Annotated in this window: 12 protein-coding genes and 1 CRISPR repeat array; of the genes, 10 read left to right on the top strand and 2 right to left on the bottom strand. The window is 34.0% G+C overall.

From position 1 onward, the window contains the following. Positions 1-2: 2 nt before the first annotated feature. Positions 3-1,169, bottom strand: coding sequence for a hydroxymethylglutaryl-CoA synthase (locus HCJ45_RS01520; RefSeq protein WP_187123817.1), 1,167 nt, complete (start codon positions 1,167-1,169; stop codon positions 3-5). 154 nt (positions 1,170-1,323) lie between these two features. On the opposite strand from HCJ45_RS01520, the gene HCJ45_RS01515 reads away from it, so the two are divergent. Continuing rightward, a complete protein-coding gene (locus tag HCJ45_RS01515) occupies positions 1,324-2,493 on the top strand; it encodes a thiolase family protein (RefSeq protein ID WP_187123816.1) in 1,170 nt (389 codons plus the stop codon). Between the two features lie 235 nt (positions 2,494-2,728). Then, positions 2,729-4,072 carry a MucBP domain-containing protein gene (locus tag HCJ45_RS01510; protein WP_187123815.1) on the top strand — a complete coding sequence of 448 codons (1,344 nt, stop codon included), beginning with the start codon at positions 2,729-2,731 and terminating at the stop codon, positions 4,070-4,072. Positions 4,073-4,156: 84 nt separating this feature from the next. Here HCJ45_RS01510 and HCJ45_RS01505 read toward each other — a convergent pair whose 3' ends face one another. After that, the gene (locus tag HCJ45_RS01505) at positions 4,157-4,900 is read right to left on the bottom strand and encodes a MurR/RpiR family transcriptional regulator (RefSeq protein WP_187123814.1); all 744 of its coding nucleotides are present in this window, start codon (positions 4,898-4,900) and stop codon (positions 4,157-4,159) included. Between the two features lie 154 nt (positions 4,901-5,054). Between HCJ45_RS01505 and HCJ45_RS01500 the strand changes: the two genes are divergently transcribed. From HCJ45_RS01500 to cas13a, 8 genes are all read left to right on the top strand, one after another. Further along, on the top strand, positions 5,055-7,013 hold the full coding sequence (locus HCJ45_RS01500; RefSeq protein ID WP_187123813.1) for a fructose-specific PTS transporter subunit EIIC: 1,959 nt from the start codon (positions 5,055-5,057) through the stop codon (positions 7,011-7,013). Between the two features lie 70 nt (positions 7,014-7,083). Further along, the gene (locus HCJ45_RS01495; protein ID WP_187123812.1) at positions 7,084-9,729 is read left to right on the top strand and encodes a glycoside hydrolase family 38 N-terminal domain-containing protein; all 2,646 of its coding nucleotides are present in this window, start codon (positions 7,084-7,086) and stop codon (positions 9,727-9,729) included. A 1-nt stretch (position 9,730) separates the two neighbouring features. After that, a complete protein-coding gene (locus tag HCJ45_RS01490) occupies positions 9,731-11,413 on the top strand; it encodes a sugar phosphorylase (RefSeq protein WP_187123811.1) in 1,683 nt (560 codons plus the stop codon). Then, the gene (locus HCJ45_RS01485; RefSeq protein ID WP_187123810.1) at positions 11,410-12,549 is read left to right on the top strand and encodes a glycerate kinase family protein; all 1,140 of its coding nucleotides are present in this window, start codon (positions 11,410-11,412) and stop codon (positions 12,547-12,549) included. Before HCJ45_RS01490 ends, HCJ45_RS01485 begins: the two co-directional genes overlap by 4 nt. Before the next feature lie 6 nt (positions 12,550-12,555). Continuing rightward, positions 12,556-14,280: a class I mannose-6-phosphate isomerase gene (locus tag HCJ45_RS01480; RefSeq protein WP_187123809.1), complete on the top strand. Its 1,725-nt coding sequence runs from the start codon at positions 12,556-12,558 to the stop codon at positions 14,278-14,280. Between the two features lie 114 nt (positions 14,281-14,394). Then, positions 14,395-15,123, top strand: a complete 729-nt coding sequence (locus tag HCJ45_RS01475; RefSeq protein WP_187123808.1) for an SMUG2 DNA glycosylase family protein — start codon at positions 14,395-14,397, stop codon at positions 15,121-15,123. A 6-nt stretch (positions 15,124-15,129) separates the two neighbouring features. After that, entirely contained in the window at positions 15,130-15,696 is a 567-nt protein-coding gene (locus HCJ45_RS01470; protein WP_187123807.1) for an LOG family protein, read from the top strand. A gap of 409 nt (positions 15,697-16,105) precedes the next feature. Next, positions 16,106-16,468: a CRISPR direct-repeat array (repeat unit 36 nt; unit sequence GTAAAAGACTACCTCTATATGAAAGAGGACTAAAAC). A gap of 109 nt (positions 16,469-16,577) precedes the next feature. Beyond that, positions 16,578-19,433 carry a type VI-A CRISPR-associated RNA-guided ribonuclease Cas13a gene (gene cas13a / locus HCJ45_RS01465; RefSeq protein WP_222717875.1) on the top strand — a complete coding sequence of 952 codons (2,856 nt, stop codon included), beginning with the start codon at positions 16,578-16,580 and terminating at the stop codon, positions 19,431-19,433. The last annotated feature ends 9 nt before the right edge of the window (positions 19,434-19,442 follow it).

The raw sequence follows: 19,442 nt of genomic DNA, 5'->3' as shown, positions 1-19,442 counted from the left end.
TGTTATTTTCTTACATATTGTCGTCTGTGCTCTTGAATTCCAGTTAACATTATTTCAGCTGGGTCGCTTGATGGATCGATTTCAAGTGTTGAGCCATCTTTTGGTAATTGTTGTTTAAATTTAGTTTCATATTCGGTAATCGCTAATTTAGAGCGGTTATTTAATAATTCCTCATGTGTCTGTGTTTGAAGATATTTTTTAAAACCTGGTTGTAGTACCCCATGGAAAAACTCGCCAACTGCGCCTGAGCCATAACTAAAGAAACCAATTTTATCATTTTCTTGTAAGTTATTTTGATGGTCTAATAGCGAGATAAAGCTTAAATATAAAGAACCGGTATAAATATTACCGATGTTCCGGCTATATAAAGTGCTTAGTCGATAGTTTTCCAATAATTTTTCTTGTACTGCAGGTGGTGCTGTTTCAATAATTAAATCTAACGCTTTTTTGCCCATTTTCGTATAAGGTAAATGAAAGCAAATAGCTGCAAAATCTTCCAATTTTTGATTGAATTTTTCTGTATATCTCGTCCAAATTGTATCAAAGAAATGAATATACTGTTCTGTGGAATATTTTCCTTCAACACATGCATATTCAGAATAGACAGGGCGCCAGAAATCCATAATATCCTCTGTATAAAACACATTATCATCTTGGAGCGCAATACAGCGTGGATTAGCGGAAATAACCATAGCAACTGCTCCAGCACCTTGTGTTGCTTCACCAGCTGTAGAAAGGCCGTAACGAGCAATATCAGAACCAATAACTAATACTTTACTCTCAGGGTTTTTTGCTACATAATCTTTCGCTAAATTAATCCCAGCAGTTGCCCCATAACAAGCTTCTTTTATTTCAATCGCACGTGAGAAAGGTTGAATACCAAGTAAACGATGAATATAAACCGCTCCAGCTTTTGATTCATCAATTCCCGATTCTGTTGCTAAAATAACCATATCAATCGCTTTCAAATCAGCTTCATCTAAAATTTGTCTTGCTGCATTTGCTCCCATTGTAACGGAGTCTTGGGTGATCGGAGCAAAAGCCATTTTATCTTGACCAATTCCAATCGTAAATTTATTTGGATCAATATTTCTCGCTTCAGCAAGTTCTACCATATCCACATAAAACGCCGGAGTATAAAAACCTATCTTATCAATTCCAATTTTCATATGTTCGTCTCAAGTCCTTTATATTTTATTTGTAAGTACTTTAATTTTAGTAGAAAAAGAAGGAAAATACAATACATCGGGCTTAATCTAGTGAGTTTTTAGCAAGTTTCATGATATAATAACTAATACATTATTACATTTAAAGGAGTTTGCTATGAACGAAGTAGTTATAATAGATGCCGCTCGAACACCAATCGGAAAATTTGGTGGAAGTTTAAAAGATGTAAATGCAGTAGAACTAGGAACAACCGTTGTAAAAGGCCTACTAGAAAGAACCAACATTGCACCTGAAAAAGTAGATCAAGTTATATTTGGTAATGTATTACAATCAGGTCTTGGTCAAAATGTAGCACGACAAATTGCTATTAATGCAGGGATTCCTTATCAAGTACCAGGTGTAACCATTAATGAAGTTTGTGGATCTGGTCTAAAATCCATTATGTTTGGTAAACAAGCCATTCAGCTAGGAGAAGCAGAAATTGTTGTGGTAGGAGGAACCGAAAATATGTCCCAAGCACCATTACTGCTTCAACCAGAATTAGTAGAAGAAGAATTCAATCCTAAAAATCTAAAAAACAGCATGATAATAGATGGTTTAACAGACGTTTTTGGTGACTACCATATGGGAATTACTGCAGAAAATGTTGCAGAAAAATTCGCAGTATCCCGTGAAGAACAAGATGCCTTCGCACATAATTCGCAAATGAAAGCCGCGAAAGCCCAAGCAAAAAACCTGTTTGAAGATGAAATTATTCCAGTACAATTAGCAGATGGCTCTTTTTTCAGTAAGGATGAAACGATTCGTGCTAACTCAACTCTAGAGAAGCTTGCTACACTGAAAAGCGCTTTTAAAGAAGCTGGAACTGTAACAGCAGGGAATGCATCTGGTATTAATGATGGTGCTTCTGCTATTATTTTAATGTCTAAAGAAAAAGCCATAGCAGAAAACATTCCTTATTTAGCGACAATTAAAGTCACATCAGAAGTTGGTGTTGATCCTGCTATTATGGGATATGCACCATATTATGCTGTAAATGAAGCTTTAACAAAAGGTGGCTATTCCATAGATGAAATTGACTTATTCCATCTAAATGAGGCTTTTGCTTCTCAATCAGTTGCTGTTGCAAGAGATTTAAAAATTCCAGAAAACAAATTAAATATTTATGGTGGCGCAATTGCATTAGGTCATCCAATTGGCGCTTCTGGTGCACGTATTGTTGTTTCACTACTAAATGAATTAAAACAAGAAAACAAAGAAACAGGAATTGCTTCCCTATGTATCGGTGGCGGAATAGGGATTGCGATGGTTGTTGAAAGAGGATAACCTGAACTTTATAAAAAGATAACCGATATAATTGTAAATCATATATTTGTCCCCAATAATATTTAGGCGAGAATGTCAAGATATTATTGCAATAATCATCATGTTTTTTATGGATTTTTATGTCTTTTTTGTGAACTTTTTCATATAAAAATTAAGAAAAACACCTATTTATCTCAACATCAAATTTATTTGATGCTAAAATTATAGTCTATTCAGAGAAAATAGGAGGACATTGATGAAGAAGATGAAACAATTTATATCGTTATGCTTATTAGTTTTCGTTATTAGCATGACATTTGTTCCTTTTTCTGCCAAAGCAGAACCATTAATATTAAATATTCCAGCTCCAGAGGTGGATCAACTTTATATTGGTGATGATTATATAACAGGAACACTTCAACAAGAAATACCGATGCATTATCCAGGTAATGGCGCATTTGTTTTTTTAAACAATCGACAATACAATATATTCGATTATACTGTTGAAAATGACACTTATTTCCGTTTAAAATTGCCTAAAACACTAGAAGCAGGGGATACACTAAATTATTTTGCTATTACAGGGAATGTGTTGGATCCAATTGCTTATCCTGGGCAAGAATCATACAAAATGGCAGGTCCATTTACACCAATAGAAAAAGCAAAGATTCAAGTGAATTATCTTGATGAAGCCAATCAACCATTAGTTAATTCTGAAACATTAACAGGAAAACTTGGAGAAAGCTATACCACTTCGCCAAAAGCAATTCAAGGTTATCAGTTGAAAACAACCCCAGCAAATGCTACTGGAACTTTTACAACTAACACGGATGTAATAGAAGTGAATTATCTATATGAAAAAATTCCAGCTCAAGGAGAAAACATCACAGTTCAGTATATTGATAAAACAACCAATCAAGAAATTGCAGAGACAGAAACACTTTCTGGTGAATTAGGAGAGCAGTATCAATCAGAAGCAAAAATAATTGATGGTTATGAACTTAATGAAACTCCAGAAAACCAGTCTGGTACCTTTACAAACGATGCACAAACAGTCATCTATAAATATACAAAAACAGCAGCACCAAATGTTGCGCAAGCTGTCACTGTAAATTATAAAGACACAGAAGGTAAAGAATTAACCAAGCCAATCATTTTAACAGGTAGTTTAGGAGAAACTTTTGAAACAGAAACAAAAACATTTACAGGATACACACTAACAAAACTACCAGCCAATAAAAACGGAACATTTACTACTGACATACAGGTCGTAAATTATCTCTACACGAAGAATGAAGATTCAACCACTACCACACCTGATAAAGATAAACAACTAACACCCGCCGCAGCACCAAATAATACTTTAAAACCAGAAGAACAAACAAAAAGAATAACTGAAAAAGCAATTCAGGCAACCAAGCAAAGCATAACAAAAAGAATAGCTGAAAAACCAGTTCAGACAACAAAGCAAAGCATAACAAAAGCAGAATCTTCTCTTCCAGCGACCGGAGATTCTAACAGTAAATTTCCTTTAATTATTGGCTCTTTATTAATACTCGGCACAGGATATTTCTTTATTTCTCGAAAAAAAGCAAAATAATTTTTAAAATAAGTCTTAGTCGTCACGGCGATTAAGACTTATTTTTTTTAACAAAGAAGGGATTCTAAAATAAAAAGCGAACTTTCATTTAAGTTGCTCAAAATAATTAAGAATTAAATCTATCGCAACTAATAAAGGCGCATGATGATGTTTAAATAAATTCTCATCAAACAATTCACTTGATGCACAAATGAGTGTTTCCACATATTGAGCGATTTGCGCATTAGGATTATTTACAAGTGCAACAACATTCGATAAGTTATACTTCAAATGTTCAGCAAGCGATAAGGTACTTGCTGTATTACCACTCTCTGAAATAATAATAACCAAATCATCTCTTTCCACAATTTGCGGGAGAATATCAATAATAAAAGAATCATATGTAAAGACAACATTTTTCTTGGACGTAACTAGATTTTTCGAAAAATATTCGCCTAAAATTTTCGTCATACCAAGACAAGCAATATAAATTTTAGGTGCATGTAAAATGCGTGTTGCCAATTGTTCAATTTGCTCTCTAGGAAGCTGTTGTATTCCTAATTGGACATTATTTAGGAAGGTAAGTGTGAAGTCTTTTGGATTTTGTTTTGGTTCTTTTTTGGTCGAATTTAGTAGAAATTTAAGTTCAGAAAATCCTGAGAGTTTTAATTTATGACACATACGAATCACAGTAGTAGTGCTAACATTTGTTTCTTCAGCAAGCGAAACAAGTGTTAGTTGCTTAATATTCGTAACATGATTATCTATATAAAAGAATACCTGTTTTTCTGCGAGGCTTAAAAGTTCAATTTCTTTTGCAAAAAGATTATATAAAGTATTTAATGCCATTTAAATCCCCCCTCAATAATATGTTTAGTATACATAAATACGGATTTTAATACAATGTCGTACAAATATACGCATTTCGTACATTTGAAAAAAATAATTATGGTATAACTAAGGTAACCTAGGTGAGCAACTTATTTTAAGGGAGATGATAGCATTGAATTTAAGTAGTATTACATCTGAAGAACTCATATTTTTAGACCAAGATTGGCGTACAAAAGAAGCTGTTTTTGATGGTTTAATAGATGCATTATATAAACAAGACGTAATTACCAATGTTCATGAGTTTAAAAAAGCCGTTTTAGATCGTGAATCCATTTCTGAAACAGGTTTAGAAAAAGGATTTGCTATTCCTCATGGTAAATCAAACTCAGTAAAAAAAGCTGGCTTTGCATTCGCTAGATTAAACCAACCAATTGCAGATTGGAAAAGCATTGACCCGACAAATCAAGTGAAATATATTTTTTTACTAGCAATTCCAGAAGTAGAAGCTGGTTCTACACACTTAGAACTTTTAGCAGCATTAAGTAAGCGTTTACTTGATAATGAATTTATTACTAATATCATTCAAGCAAAAAGTGTATCCGAAATTTTAACTACCTTAGATACAGAAAAAACTGCTAGTACAGAAAATAATACTTATACAAGAAAAATTGTCGCTGTAACTGCTTGTGCTGCTGGTATTGCACATACTTACATGGCTGCTGAAGCTCTTGAAAAAGCAGGTAAAGAACTGGGGATTCAAGTACTGGTAGAAAAACAAGGTGCCAATGGAATAGAAGATCGTATAACCTCAGAAAAGCTTAAGGGAGCTGAAGCAGTTATCTTTGCAACAGATATAACCGCTAAAGATAAACATCGCTTTAAAGGACTTCCATACATCCAAAGAAGAGTAGCCGAACCATTACGTAGTGGGAAAGAAATGATTGAAACAGTTCTAACAAAACCAGATGGATACGTAAAAGAAGAAGGTGATAGTTCTGTTCATGATGATGAAGGGAAGAGCAGCTTTTTCCAACAAATCTATCGAGGCGTTCTAACTGGTATTTCCTATATGTTACCTGTCATTGTCGCAGGAGGTTTAATGATTGGTATTGCTCAACTTGGTGCTGCAGCATTTGGACTTCAAAAAGTAATTGCCAACCCAGAATTTGCTAAAAACTCCAATGAGCTAATCGTGATTTTCCATTATCTTGGTTTATACGGAAATATGATAATGAAATTTATTTATCCTGTATTTGGGGCATTTTTAGCCTATTCGATTGCGGATCGTCCTGGTCTTGCACCTGGGTTTATTGCCGGTGCATTTGCTGGTGGATTGCACTATACTTTCTGGGGTACAGAAGGCGGAATTCCATCTGGGTTCTTTGGAGTTCTTATCTTAGCCACAGTAGCTGGATTTACAGCAAAATTCTTAAATGAAAAAATTCATCTTCATAAAAATTTACAAGCAATGAAACCGATGTTTATTATTCCCGGGATTACCGTACTGATCATTTTCTTACTGAATTTTTACTTTGTTGATCCAGTGTTTGGTCAAATAAATCTCTGGTTACAAAATTTAATCATTCAAAATAAAGATTCGAGCGCAGTAGTGCTTTCTACCATTATCGCTTGCTTAACTGCATTTGACTTAGGTGGTCCAGTAAATAAAGCTGCCGGAGCAATTGCCATCGGACTTGCAGCAGATAATATTTTCCCGCTAACTGCTCGTGTTTTAGCTATCGTTATTCCACCAATTGGTATTGGACTCGCAACTGTTTTAGATAAATATGTAGTTAGACGTCGTGTGTTTGATGAGAACTTACGTGTCGCTGGTACAACCTCGATTTTTCTAGGATTTATAGCGATAGGGGAAGGTGCCATTCCCTTTATGCTTCAAAATCCATTAATTACCATCCCCATTAACATGATAGGCGCTTCATTAGGGGCAGTTACTGCTGTTTTACTCGGTGCTGTTCAATGGTTGCCACTCCCAGCAATTTGGGGTTGGCCATTAGTAGAGAATTTTTGGGCGTATGCAATTGGACTGATTGTTGGTATCGGATTTATTACATTTGCTAATATTTTTGTTCGCTATGGTTTAATTAAACGCAAAGAAAATAAAACAAAATAAGTAGAAATTTTGACAGATGTAATTGTATATTTCATTGCATCTGTCAATTGAATTGAGAGGTTGTTAAATAATGAAAAAAGTACATGTGGTTGCGCATTCCCACTGGGATCATGAATGGTATTTCACCATGGAAGATTCCCATATCTTATTGGTTGAAAATATGGATTATTTATTACATTTACTAGAAACAAAAGAATCTTTTTCAAGTTATTCATTTGATGGACAGATGTCAATTATTGAACGCTATTTAGAAATTCGGCCTGAAAATAAAGCTCGAGTTGAGAAATTAATCCAGCAAAGAAAACTTTTTGTTGGACCTTGGTATACACAGACAGACTCGTTACTTGTAAAAACAGAAGCAGTTATTCGAAACCTGCTATATGGGTACAAAATGGGGGAAGCATTTGGTCATAGTATGCGGATTGGTTATTCACCAGATATTTTCGGTCAACATGCTTACTTACCAGCTATATATAAATCATTTAATATGACGCATAGCATTTTCCAGCGCGGTGTATATAACAATCAAGTTCAAAAAGACTTACATTTTCATTGGCTTTCTCCTAATCAACAATCTATTCCAACTAATAATATTTTCTTTGGTTATGGCCCTGGAAAATTTTTAAGTAGCGACAAAGAATACGTAGCAACTAGGTTATTGCCGATTTTAGATAAACTAGCAGCTATGAATGAGCATACAGATGTGCTTCTTTTGCCAGCAGGAGGAGATCAGGTGTTAGCTCGTAAAAACTTCCCTGAAATTATTGCCGAACTAAACGAAATGAATTTAGGCTACCACTTTGTCTTATCTGATTATGAAAGCTTTATGGATGAGGCCTGGGAATCAAATTTCCCTAATGAAATAAGCGGGGAGTTAATTGCTTGTCAGAAGTCTCGTATCCATAATACTTGTCGTTCAGAACGTTATGACATAAAACGGCTTAACTATTTAGTTGAAAATAGAATTATTCATATTTTAGAGCCTTTAGCCGTTATTGCAAAAAATGCTGGGCTAGAATACCCACAACCATGGCTCGATATTATTTGGAAAAAATTGTTTGATAGTCATGCCCATAATGGAATTGGCGCTTCCAACTCAGATGATGCCAACCACGATATTGTCGTCCGTCTTACTAGCGCGCTTCGAATGACTGATGACTTAATTAATCTTTTGAAAAAACAAATTGCACACGCTGTTAGCCAAAAACAAGAAAACAGTAATATTGCACTTGTTTTCAATACTAATCCACGAAAAACGAAACAAGCCGTAAAATTAGTCGTCTTTACAGCTGAAAAATCATTTGAACTAGTTTCAAATGGAGAAAACTGGCCTTATAGCATCCTTAAACAAGAACAACTTGATGGTGGGCGAAAAATAATCGTAACTGCGGCAGGAGAAAAAGAAGTGACCATTCCAGCCTATTACCGTACAGAGCTGCTTTTAGAAGAACGGATACTTCCCGCACTAGGGTACATGACAGTAGAGATACATGTTACTGCTAAGAATGCAGATGAACTCGTGGTTATTTCTGATCAATCCATTGAGAACGAAAATATAGCGATTCATTTTCAAAATGGCAAACTGAATCTAATCAATAAAAAAACCAAAACAGAAATACCAAATTTTATTCGCTTTGAAAATGTAGCAGATGCAGGTGATTCATTCGATTTCTCACCATTACCAAATGATGAAACTATTTATATGGAAACATGTGAACTATTAACAGTAGAAAAAAATCAGTTATTTAGTAAAATGCAGCTAAAACATTCCATGACGATTCCTAGTAATTTAGAAGAACGAATAACTAAAAAACGGACAAAAATTTTAGATATTCTGACAGAAATTGAATTGATTCATGGAGAAGCATTTGCTCGAGTACGCCATATAATAAACAATCAAGTTTGTGACCACCGTATTCGCACACTAGTAAAAACACAAATAACTAACCCACAACATTCTTATGCGGATCAAGGTTATAGTTTACTGAAGCGAAGTACAACGAACCCTTACTTAGCTAATTGGCGTGAGGAAGGCTTTGTAGAAGCACCCGTACCAATTTATCCACTCGAAAATATTATAGCTGTTTCAGAAGCAGCTAAAACCTTTGCACTTCTTGTCCGCGGTATGAAAGAGTATGAAATCTTACCTGAGACAGATGAAATTGCTCTAACTCTTTTTAGAAGTAATGGTTTGCTCGGAAAAGATGATTTAATGTGGCGACCAGGTAGGGCATCAGGCATTAACAATAAAGTCGTTCCAACCCCTGATGGACAAATGCTAGAGGAAATGGTATTCGAATATGCTATTTACACGCAAGACGAAGCTTTAAATGAACGGGATCTATTTGAAAAATCCAATCAGTTTGAAGGTCATATCGAAAGTTACCAGTTACAAACTCTCAACACCTTTGAAGAACGGTTAGAACGATTTGAAATTGATTATCCGGTAAAAGAATTGCCAAATCAAACTTCCTTATTCGAAATAAATAATCCCGCCATCTTTATGAGTACCTGTAAAAACGCTTGGGAGAGTAACGGCATTATCATCCGTTTATTCAATCCAACTGAAAAAGATGAAATACTTTCATTTAAAACATCACTTGGAGCGGATAGCTGGCTAGTTTCACTGGCAGAAGAAAAACTAACACCAATTACAAATAATAGCATAAGTCTTCCACAAAAAGGATTTGTCACACTATTATTGGAGGAAAAGTAATATGCAAACAACTTTTACAGAGAAAATAGAAGAAAAGTTGCAATTAATTTATCAAGAAAAATATCAACCGGACTATCTAGAAAAAATGCTTCATTGTATAAATGCTTACAAAGAAATCCCTCAAAAGGCAATAGCAACCATTTCTGAGCAAAATATTTATCTTATTACGTATGGCGATAGCTTTTACGAAACCGGAAAAGCACCACTACAGACATTGCATGAATTTTTAATAAAAGAGACGTCCGATGTCATTACAGACGTGCATTTATTACCAGTTTTCCCTTATACATCAGATGATGGTTTTTCAGTGACAGATTATACTGCGATTGATTCATCATTAGGTGATTGGAAAGATGTGCAACATTTGTCAAAAGATTTTCGTGTCATGCTTGATTTTGTCGCTAATCATATTTCTAAATCAAGTAGTTGGTTCCAAAGTTATATAAAACAAGAAGCACCATTTACAAATTTTTTCATTGAAAAAGATGTTCATTTTGACTATCGAAATGTTGTTCGCCCGAGAACGTCGCCACTTTTTCATCAATACGAAAATGGCAAAGAACTGTGGACCACTTTTAGTGAGGATCAATTAGATTTAAATGTGAAAGAGATTGATTGTCTTATTGCTCTAACAAATGTCCTTCTTTTATATGCCGAAAAAGGCGCAACAAGCATTAGATTAGATGCGATTGGTTTTTTGTGGAAAGAATCAGGAACAACTTGTATGCATTTGAAAGAAACGCATGAAATTATTTCACTTTGGCGTATTTTAATTGATGAACTTTATCCTAATTTACAGATTATTACTGAAACAAACGTCCCACACGAAGAAAACATTCGTTACTTTGGAAATGGTGAAAATGAAGCGAATATGGTTTACCAATTTCCACTACCACCACTCGTTTTGCATACAATGACAACCCATAACTCTAAAAAACTTTCTAAATGGGCGAGTAGTATCTCTCCTATATCAGACACAGCCACCTATTTCAATTTCCTAGCTAGTCACGATGGCATTGGAATGCGTCCTGCTACAGGTATTTTATCAGAAGCAGAAATTGGTTTTTTAGTGGAAAAAACGAAAGAAAATGGCGGACAAGTGTCCTATAAAGATAATCCTGATGGTACGCAATCCGTGTACGAATTAAATATTAATTACAGTGAGGCATTAAAAAATAAAACAGAAGATATAACAGAAGCGCTTATTACACAAAAAATGGTTGCAGCCCATGCCATTTTACTTATGTTACAAGGTGTGCCGGCAATTTATTACCATTCATTGGTTGGCTCTAAAAATGACTATAACGGACTAGTGTCTACGGGAATAAACCGCCGTATTAATCGAGAAAAGTTGGAAATAAATCAACTATACACTGAACTAAAATCAAATCCATATCGCAACAAAATCTTTTCTTCTTTAAAAAAACTAATCCGCATTCGTCGTAACCACCAAGCCTTTTCACCATTTGCTAAGCAGGAAATAATAGATTTAGGAGCGGATATTTTTGCATTAAAACGTGAATCTAGTGATGAGTGTATCTATGGAATCGTTAATGTCTCTTGTAAAAAAACTACCAAACAGCTACCTTGCGCAGGAAAAAACCTATTAAATAATCAAACTATCGAAGGAGAGATAACATTGTTTCCTTATGAAGTGATTTGGTTGAAAGAAGGGCATAAATGAACATTGTCATTGCTCCAGATGCTTTTAAAGAAAGTGCTAGTGCCATGCAAGTTGCAAAGGCAATAAAAACCGGCTGGCAAAAAGCGCGACCAACTGACACGATTTATTTATCACCAGTTTCAGATGGTGGCGAAGGGCTCTTAGACGTTTTAAAAGAAAGTTGTGAGGTGGAGTTATATCAAACAGAAATTACACGGTTAGATGGAAAGAAAATACTTGCTTCCTATGGTATTTTAAAAGATCAAAAAACTGCAGTGATTGAATCAGCGCGCGCCATTGGCCTAGATTTAATTGCTACTGATAAACGAAATCCTGCACTTGCAAGCTCATTTGGTGTTGGTGAACTTATACTCGCTGCCTTAGATCAAAACATCCATAAGATTATTATTGGACTTGGAGGTAGCGGCACAAATGACGGTGGAGCAGGATTATTACAAGCACTAGGGGTTCAACTTCTTAATAAAAATAACAACAGCATCGAGCAAGGGGGAATTCATTTAACCAACCTCGACCATTTAGATGTTTCACAACTAGATCCACGCTTAAAACAAGTTTCCTTCGAAATTGCTAGTGATGTATCCAATCCATTATTGGGAGAGAAGGGGGCAACATTCACATTTGGTAGGCAAAAAGGGGCAACCCCGGAGATGCTTATCGAACTCGAACAAGCAATGACCAATTACGGAGAAAAGTTAGATGCATTTGCTGCTAAAAAAGTTTCTCTAATGAAGGGAAGCGGGGCAGCAGGAGGTATTGCAGCAGGACTGACCGCTATTCTAAATGCAGAAATAATAAGTGGAGCAGACCTTGTTATCCAACTTACTGGGTTAAAGCAGCAATTAGCTAATGCAGATTTAGTTATTATTGGAGAAGGAAAAATGGATGCGCAATCAGTGATGGGAAAAATACCTGTTCGAGTAGCCTCAGAAGCTAAAAAAGCAGATGCATTTGTTTTAGCAATTGTTGGTAGTACACGTATTGAAAATTCGCTTGCTTATCAAAATGGTATAGATGCAGTATTCCCAATCATTCCCGAACTAACAGATTCCGCGACTATTTTTTGTGAAACAAACGACAATTTAGCAAGAACAGCAGAAAACATCGCTAATTTAACATCACTTTTTAAAAAGGAGTAGCTTTGAATGGCTAAATACGACTTAAAACCTGAAATAAAAATAAAATCATCTGAGACTGGTTGGGATAATTATGCAGATATAGCAAAAGTACTTAAAGAAAAAAGTTCGACTTCTAAAATTATTGCCATTGAATGTTATCCAGGAGTAAATATAGAAGAAATTAAAACCAATCTTATATCTCTTTTAAATCCCCAAAAAATCATTTTAGCAGATGATGCAATGATAACTACTCAAGAAGTCCAAGAAATGATACAGCGAACAATAACTGAAGATCGCGTCTTCGGCATTATGTCGAATTATGTATTCAATGAATTTTTAGACCCAGAAAAAGTTTATAAATTAAAAAAACAAATAAATGAAACACCAGGACTTATTGTTATCTATGGAACAGGGGCCACACTTATTACGGATCCAGATATTATTGTCTATGCGGATCTCACACGTTGGGAAATTCAGCGCCGTTTTAGATACGAGAACCTAACAAATTGGAAAACGAATAACCCAAGTGAAGATGCACTTCGCAAATTTAAACGTGGTTATTTTTTTGAGTGGCGTATGGCAGATCGTTTAAAAAATCAACTTTACAAAGCGACAGATTTCATTTTAGACACTAATAATAAAAATCAACCTAAAATGATTTCAGCTGCAGCTTATCGCACTGGTTTAAAACAGTTTACGGAACAACCTTTCCGCCTTGTTCCTTACTTTGATTCAAGTGTTTGGGGCGGCCAGTGGATGAAAGAAAACTTCCAATTAGACCAAAATGTCGCCAACTATGGCTGGGCTTTTGACGGTATACCAGAAGAAAGCAGTATTATTTTAAGCTTTGATAATGTAAAAGTGGAAGTTCCAGCAATCAATATTGTACATCAATTTCCAAATGAGCTATTAGGACCAAAAGTGCATAGTCGTTTTGGAAAAGAATTTCCGATTCGTTTTGACTACCTTGATACAGTTGGCGGCGGAAATTTAAGCTTGCAAGTACATCCACTCGTTGAATATGCCCAAGAAAAGTTTGGAATTCATTATACGCAAGATGAAAGTTATTATATTTTAGAGGCAGGAAAGAACTCCACTATTTATCTTGGCGTAAAATCAGATACAACGAAAGAAGCGCTTCTGGCAGATTTAAAAAAAGCAGAACAAGGTCACTTTAGATTTCCCGATGAAAAGCATATTAATGTCTTCCCAGTAAAAAAACATGATCATATCTCCATCCCAGCTGGTACTATTCACTGTGGCGGTCCAGATACCGTCGTTCTAGAAATAAGCGCCACACCATATATCTTTACTTTTAAACTTTGGGACTGGGAACGTGTTGGTTTAGATGGCTTGCCGCGGCCACTTCATATCGATCACGGAGCAGCAAATATCCAAATGGAACGAGATACCAACTGGGTCCAAAATAATTTGATAAACCAAACAAAAATATTGTATAAAGATTCCAAAATCACATCCGAGCAAACAGGTCTCCATGAATTAGAGTTCATCCAAACCGAGCGTCACTGGTTCAACGATTCAATTATCTTAAATACAAATGGCAGCGTTAATATGTTAAATCTAGTCGAAGGGGAGACAGCACAAATTGAGTCCTTAGATAATTCCTTCCACCCCTTTATTGTTCATTACGGAGAAACATTCATTGTCCCTGAACAAGTCAAAACATATCGTGTACATGCTATAAATCCAACTAAAAAACATGCGATTATTCAAGCATTTGTAAAAAATTAACCTAAATAAGTAAAGCCTGCAATCGAGGTTTTACTTATTTTTTATTCATGCAAAATATATGTTAAGATTTATATGATAATAGCTTAAATTACAACATCGAGGGGATTGTATGACATGAAGGAAAGCCAGACATTTGCTAAACAAATACTTCAATTTAACAAAACGCTTTCACTTAATACACTAGCATTACCAGCTGGATTTAAATTAATCAATCCATATAACGGTAACCAAAAAGACCAAGTAAAGGAAATAACGACCGCATTTTACCAAAAATATTATAATGACACCAAGCCTCGTCGCCTAATACTTGGAAGCTCACCCGCACGCCAAGGATCCGCGGTAACAGGTGTACCATTTGAAGACGCTAAACATCTCCAAAACGAAACTGGTATTTTTATAGATAAATTTCACATAAATAAGTCTTCGTCAGGCTTTTTATATGATGTTATTAATGAATATGGCGGTTGTCAGCAATTTTATTCAGATTTCTATATGAATTTTGTCTGCCCACTAGGTATAGCAAAAATAAATGCAAACGGAAAAGAAGTCAATTGTAATTACTATGAAAACAAAAAAATCCAAGCCATTTTATTACCATTTATCATCGAATCCATACGTAGCCAAATAAATTTTGGTATTGATACCTCTATATGTTATTGTATTGGAAGTGGCGAAAATTATGCTTTTTTATCAAAATTAAATGAGCAATATCAGTTTTTCCATACTATTATTCCATTAGAACATCCTCGTTTTATCACACAATACAATTCACAACATAAAGATAAATATATGGAGAAATATTTAAATGCATTATTAAAAAATGAAGACTATATGAAAGGATGAACTTATTTGAATATCATTGTCTACTGTGGAGCAAGCAAAGGAAATGATCCAGCTTATGAACAAGCTGCGAAAATGTTAGGTGAATGGATTACCGCGCAAAAACATACACTAGTATACGGCGGAGGAAAAGTTGGACTGATGAGCGTAATTGCTGATACTGTAATTAAGGGAGAAGGAGAAGTAATTGGCGTAATGCCTAGATTTTTAATGGACCGAGAATTAGCACATATGCATTTAACCAAGATGTATTCTGTTCATACAATGGCAGAACGAAAACAAAAAATGCTTGATCTAGGAGATGTTTGTATCGCACTACCTGGAGGACCTGGTACGCTAGAAGAAATTACCGAAATGATTTCCTGGTCGAGAATCGGTCAAAACCCCAATTCTTGCATTCTATTTAACGAAAATGGTTTTTATGATCCTTTAAAAGACTTATATGACAGCATGGTAAAAAACGGTTTTCTCACGCAAGCCGATAGAGATAAAACCTTATTTTCAAATTCATTAGAAGAAATCAACCAGTTTATAACTGATTACGTCCCAGCTGAAGTTCGAAAATATTCAGTTTAATGCAAGTTACTCTATGTTATATTACATAAAAAGCATAAAAGGAGATGATTGTCTTGAAAAAAGCTTCATTCATTTATTTTTCGGAATGATTATTCTAATAATTATCGCCCTGTATTTTTCATATGCATATCTAAATCATAACTTTAAATGGATTGCAGGAATACTTTTGTTCTTAGGTACAATATTCAATTGGTTTTTATATCATAAGTATCTATCTAAAAAGTCTAATAAACAAGAGGACAACTGAGTGGAGACAAATATTTCTTTTTTTAAAATCCTAAATTCACATAATGGAAAATGGCTCTAAAGCGATATAGAGTATCCGGAAAACAATGTATTCTCACGCAAACCTCAAACTATTCTATTAAACGCTTTACATTTTTTACTTTAATTACTATTATTGAAGTAAGAGACATATCACCTCTATATGAAAGAGGACTAAAACTACGCCGCCCATCGCTTCAACTACTTTCGTGTAAAAGACTACCTCTATATGAAAGAGGACTAAAACTAGTTAATGCAACAAGCTTTCTATTTTTTGTAAAAGACTACCTCTATATGAAAGAGGACTAAAACTCCCCACTTAAACGCATAAAATTAATTCGAGTAAAAGACTACCTCTATATGAAAGAGGACTAAAACCCGTCAAAATCATTTACTTTTACTTTAACGGTAAAAGACTACCTCTATATGAAAGAGGACTAAAACCTACCATCTTTTGGTCATTGATATAATTGTAAAAGACTACCTCTATATGAAAGAGGACTAAAACGTCTAATGTGGATAAGTCTAATAACACTTATCCATCATTTAGGTGTTTTATTTTTTTGTGATTATATGTACAATAGGAGAGAGAACAAAAAATCATTGAGGTGAAAACTATGAGAATTACCAAAGTAGAGATTAATAGAAAAAAAGTGCTAATGTCTAGGGATAAATACGGGGGACGGTTAGTTTATGGAAGTGAAAAGCAGGATAATACTGAACAAATTATGCATCGCAAAAAAAGTTCTTTTTACACAAGTGTGGTAAACAAAACTATTCGTCATCCGGAGCAAATGAAAAAATTATTTCATGGATTATTACAAAAAAATAAACAGGAAAAAATCAAAGTTTCGAATGTCACTGAACTTAATATCACAGATTCCTTCAATCATCGTTTCAAAAAAAGTTTATATTATTTTCAGGAAAATACTCCTGTCAAAAGTGAAGAATACAGAATAGAAATAAATCTCTCACAATTGTTAGAAGAAAGCTTACAAAAACAACAAGGAACATTTATTTGCTGGGAATCTTTTAGCAAAGACATGGAAGTCTATATTAATTGGGCTGAAAATTATATTTCATCGCGAACGAAGCTAATAAAAAAATCCATTCGTAACAATAGCATTCAATCTACAAAATCAAGAAGTGGCAAACTAATGGCTAAAGACATGGAAGTCTATATTAATTGGGCTGAAAATTATATTTCATCGCGAACGAAGCTAATAAAAAAATCCATTCGTAACAATAGCATTCAATCTACAAAATCAAGAAGTGGCAAACTAATGGCTAAATACATGAACGAAATCTTAATAAAAGAGCAACCTTTTAATATTCAATTACTAAGCGAAAAGTACCAACTTAAAAAATTAACTACTGCTTTAAAAACTACTTTAAAATCAGCCAAGAAAAATGATAAAGAGATAAACTATAAACTTAAGTCCACTCTCCAAGACCACGAAAGACAAATAATTGGAAAATTGAAGGAAGATTCCGAACTGAATCAATTTAATATAGAAATAAGAAAACATCTTGAAACCTATTTTCCTATTAAGAAAACACAAAGCAAAGCTCAGGATATTAGCAATTTAGAAGTAGAATTCATCCAAAATAGAATAGAGCACCGGTTGAAAAATAAAATAGTTCAACGCATTCTCCAAGAAGGAAAATTAGCTTCTTATGAGATTGAATCGACAGTTGACTCAGATATCTTACAAAAAATTAAAATGGGGGAAGCATTTGCTTTAAAGTTTATCAATGCTTGTTTATTTGCTTCTAATAATTTAAGAAATATGGTCGATCCTGTTTGTGAAAACGATATTTTAGGAATAAATACTTTTAAAAATAGTTTTAAAAATATAACTGAAAAAAAATTCATTCGTCAATGGTCGCAGTTCTTTTCTCAAGAAATAACTGCGGATAATATTAAATTAGTTGCATGGGGGATGAGGGGAGCCATCGAACCAATAAGAAATGAAATAATTCATTTTAAGGAGCATAGTTGGAAAAATATTTTTAACAAACCTACATTTAAGGATTGGGAGAAAACTGAATTTTATTATCAAGATACCTTATTTAAAGATTTCTTTAATACAGAAATAGCTATGGTTCCAAAATTAATCAAAGAAAAATTGAAAAGTAGCAATATTTTAGATTACTATTCCAATGACCAGCTTAAACAAGTATTTACAATTCCTAATTTCGAATGGTCCTTATTGACTTCTGCAGTTCCATTTGCACCTAGTTTTAAACGAGTTTATTTAAAAGGCTTTGATTATCAGAATCAAGATGGAACACAACAGGATTATAACCTTGAATTAAACATCTATAACAAAAGAGCCTTTCATTCGGAGGCGTTTCAGTCTCAATATTCATTATTTAAAATGGTTTATTATCAAGTATTCTTACCAAAATTCACTACCAATAACGGTTTATTTAAGTCAAGTGTAGATTATATTTTAAAATTAAACAAAGCACAAAAAGGTTACGCCAAGGCATTTCAAGATATTCGAGATATGGATAAAGATGAAAAGCCCTCAGAATATATGAGTTACATTCAAAGTCAACTAATGCTCTATCAAAAAAAACAAGAAGAAAAGGAACAAATTAACCATTTCGAAAAATTTATAAATCAAATATTTATTAAAGCTTTCAACTCTTTTATAGAAAAGAATAGATTAACATTTATTTGCCATCCAACCGAAAATACAGAGTCAGAAAGTGATAATTTAGAAGTTCCTTTTCATACGGAAATGGATGATTCTTATATTGCATTTTGGCTTATGTGTAAATTATTAGATGCTAAACAACTAAGTGAATTACGTAATGAAATGATAAAATTTAGTAATTCTTTGGAGTCCACCGAAGAAATAAACACATTTACCAAAGCAAGAGAAGTAATTGGTTTAGCGCTTTTAAATGGCGAAAAAGGGTGCAATGATTGGAAAGAACTTTTTGATGATAAAGAAGCTTGGAAAAAAAGCATGTCCTTATATGTTTCCGATGAATTGCTTCACTCATTGCCTTATACACAAGAAGATGGACAAACACCAGTCATTAACCGAAGTATCGATTTAGTAAAAAAATATGGTACGGAAACAATATTAAAGAAATTATTTTCCATGTCAGATGATTATAAAGTTGTGGCTAAAGATATCGCAAAATTACATGAATATGATGTAACCGAAAAAATGAATTATCGCGAAAATTTACATAATCAATGGATAAAAGAACCAAAGTTAGCACGTGACTCAAAATGGAGAAAAGACTATCAAAGAGTCATTAATGATATTAATAACTACCACTGGACTAAGGCAAAGGTAGAATTAACGCAAATAAGACATCTCCATCAACTAATTATTGATTTACTTTCAAGATTAGCAGGATATATGTCTATTGCTGATCGTGATTTCCAGTTTTTAAGTAATTACGTTTTAGAAAAAAACAATCTAAGTATAGAGTTGCAAGTTGGATAGGGCTTTGTA

Source organism: Listeria immobilis (assembly GCF_014322845.1).
GTDB lineage: Bacteria > Bacillota > Bacilli > Lactobacillales > Listeriaceae > Listeria > Listeria immobilis.
Note: the sequence above shows the minus strand (reverse complement) of the source record. Positions and strands in the feature narration are given on the sequence as shown.

What these genes read in the sequence shown, in the direction of transcription:
- HCJ45_RS01520 (WP_187123817.1), bottom strand. Translation starts at nt 1,169, where the DNA reads ATGAAAATTGGAATTGATAAGATAGGTTTTTATACTCCGGCGTTTTAT.
- HCJ45_RS01515 (WP_187123816.1), top strand. Translation starts at nt 1,324, where the DNA reads ATGAACGAAGTAGTTATAATAGATGCCGCTCGAACACCAATCGGAAAA.
- HCJ45_RS01510 (WP_187123815.1), top strand. Translation starts at nt 2,729, where the DNA reads ATGAAGAAGATGAAACAATTTATATCGTTATGCTTATTAGTTTTCGTT.
- HCJ45_RS01505 (WP_187123814.1), bottom strand. Translation starts at nt 4,900, where the DNA reads ATGGCATTAAATACTTTATATAATCTTTTTGCAAAAGAAATTGAACTT.
- HCJ45_RS01495 (WP_187123812.1), top strand. Translation starts at nt 7,084, where the DNA reads ATGAAAAAAGTACATGTGGTTGCGCATTCCCACTGGGATCATGAATGG.
- HCJ45_RS01490 (WP_187123811.1), top strand. Translation starts at nt 9,731, where the DNA reads ATGCAAACAACTTTTACAGAGAAAATAGAAGAAAAGTTGCAATTAATT.
- HCJ45_RS01485 (WP_187123810.1), top strand. Translation starts at nt 11,410, where the DNA reads ATGAACATTGTCATTGCTCCAGATGCTTTTAAAGAAAGTGCTAGTGCC.
- HCJ45_RS01480 (WP_187123809.1), top strand. Translation starts at nt 12,556, where the DNA reads ATGGCTAAATACGACTTAAAACCTGAAATAAAAATAAAATCATCTGAG.
- HCJ45_RS01475 (WP_187123808.1), top strand. Translation starts at nt 14,395, where the DNA reads ATGAAGGAAAGCCAGACATTTGCTAAACAAATACTTCAATTTAACAAA.
- cas13a (WP_222717875.1), top strand. Translation starts at nt 16,578, where the DNA reads ATGAGAATTACCAAAGTAGAGATTAATAGAAAAAAAGTGCTAATGTCT.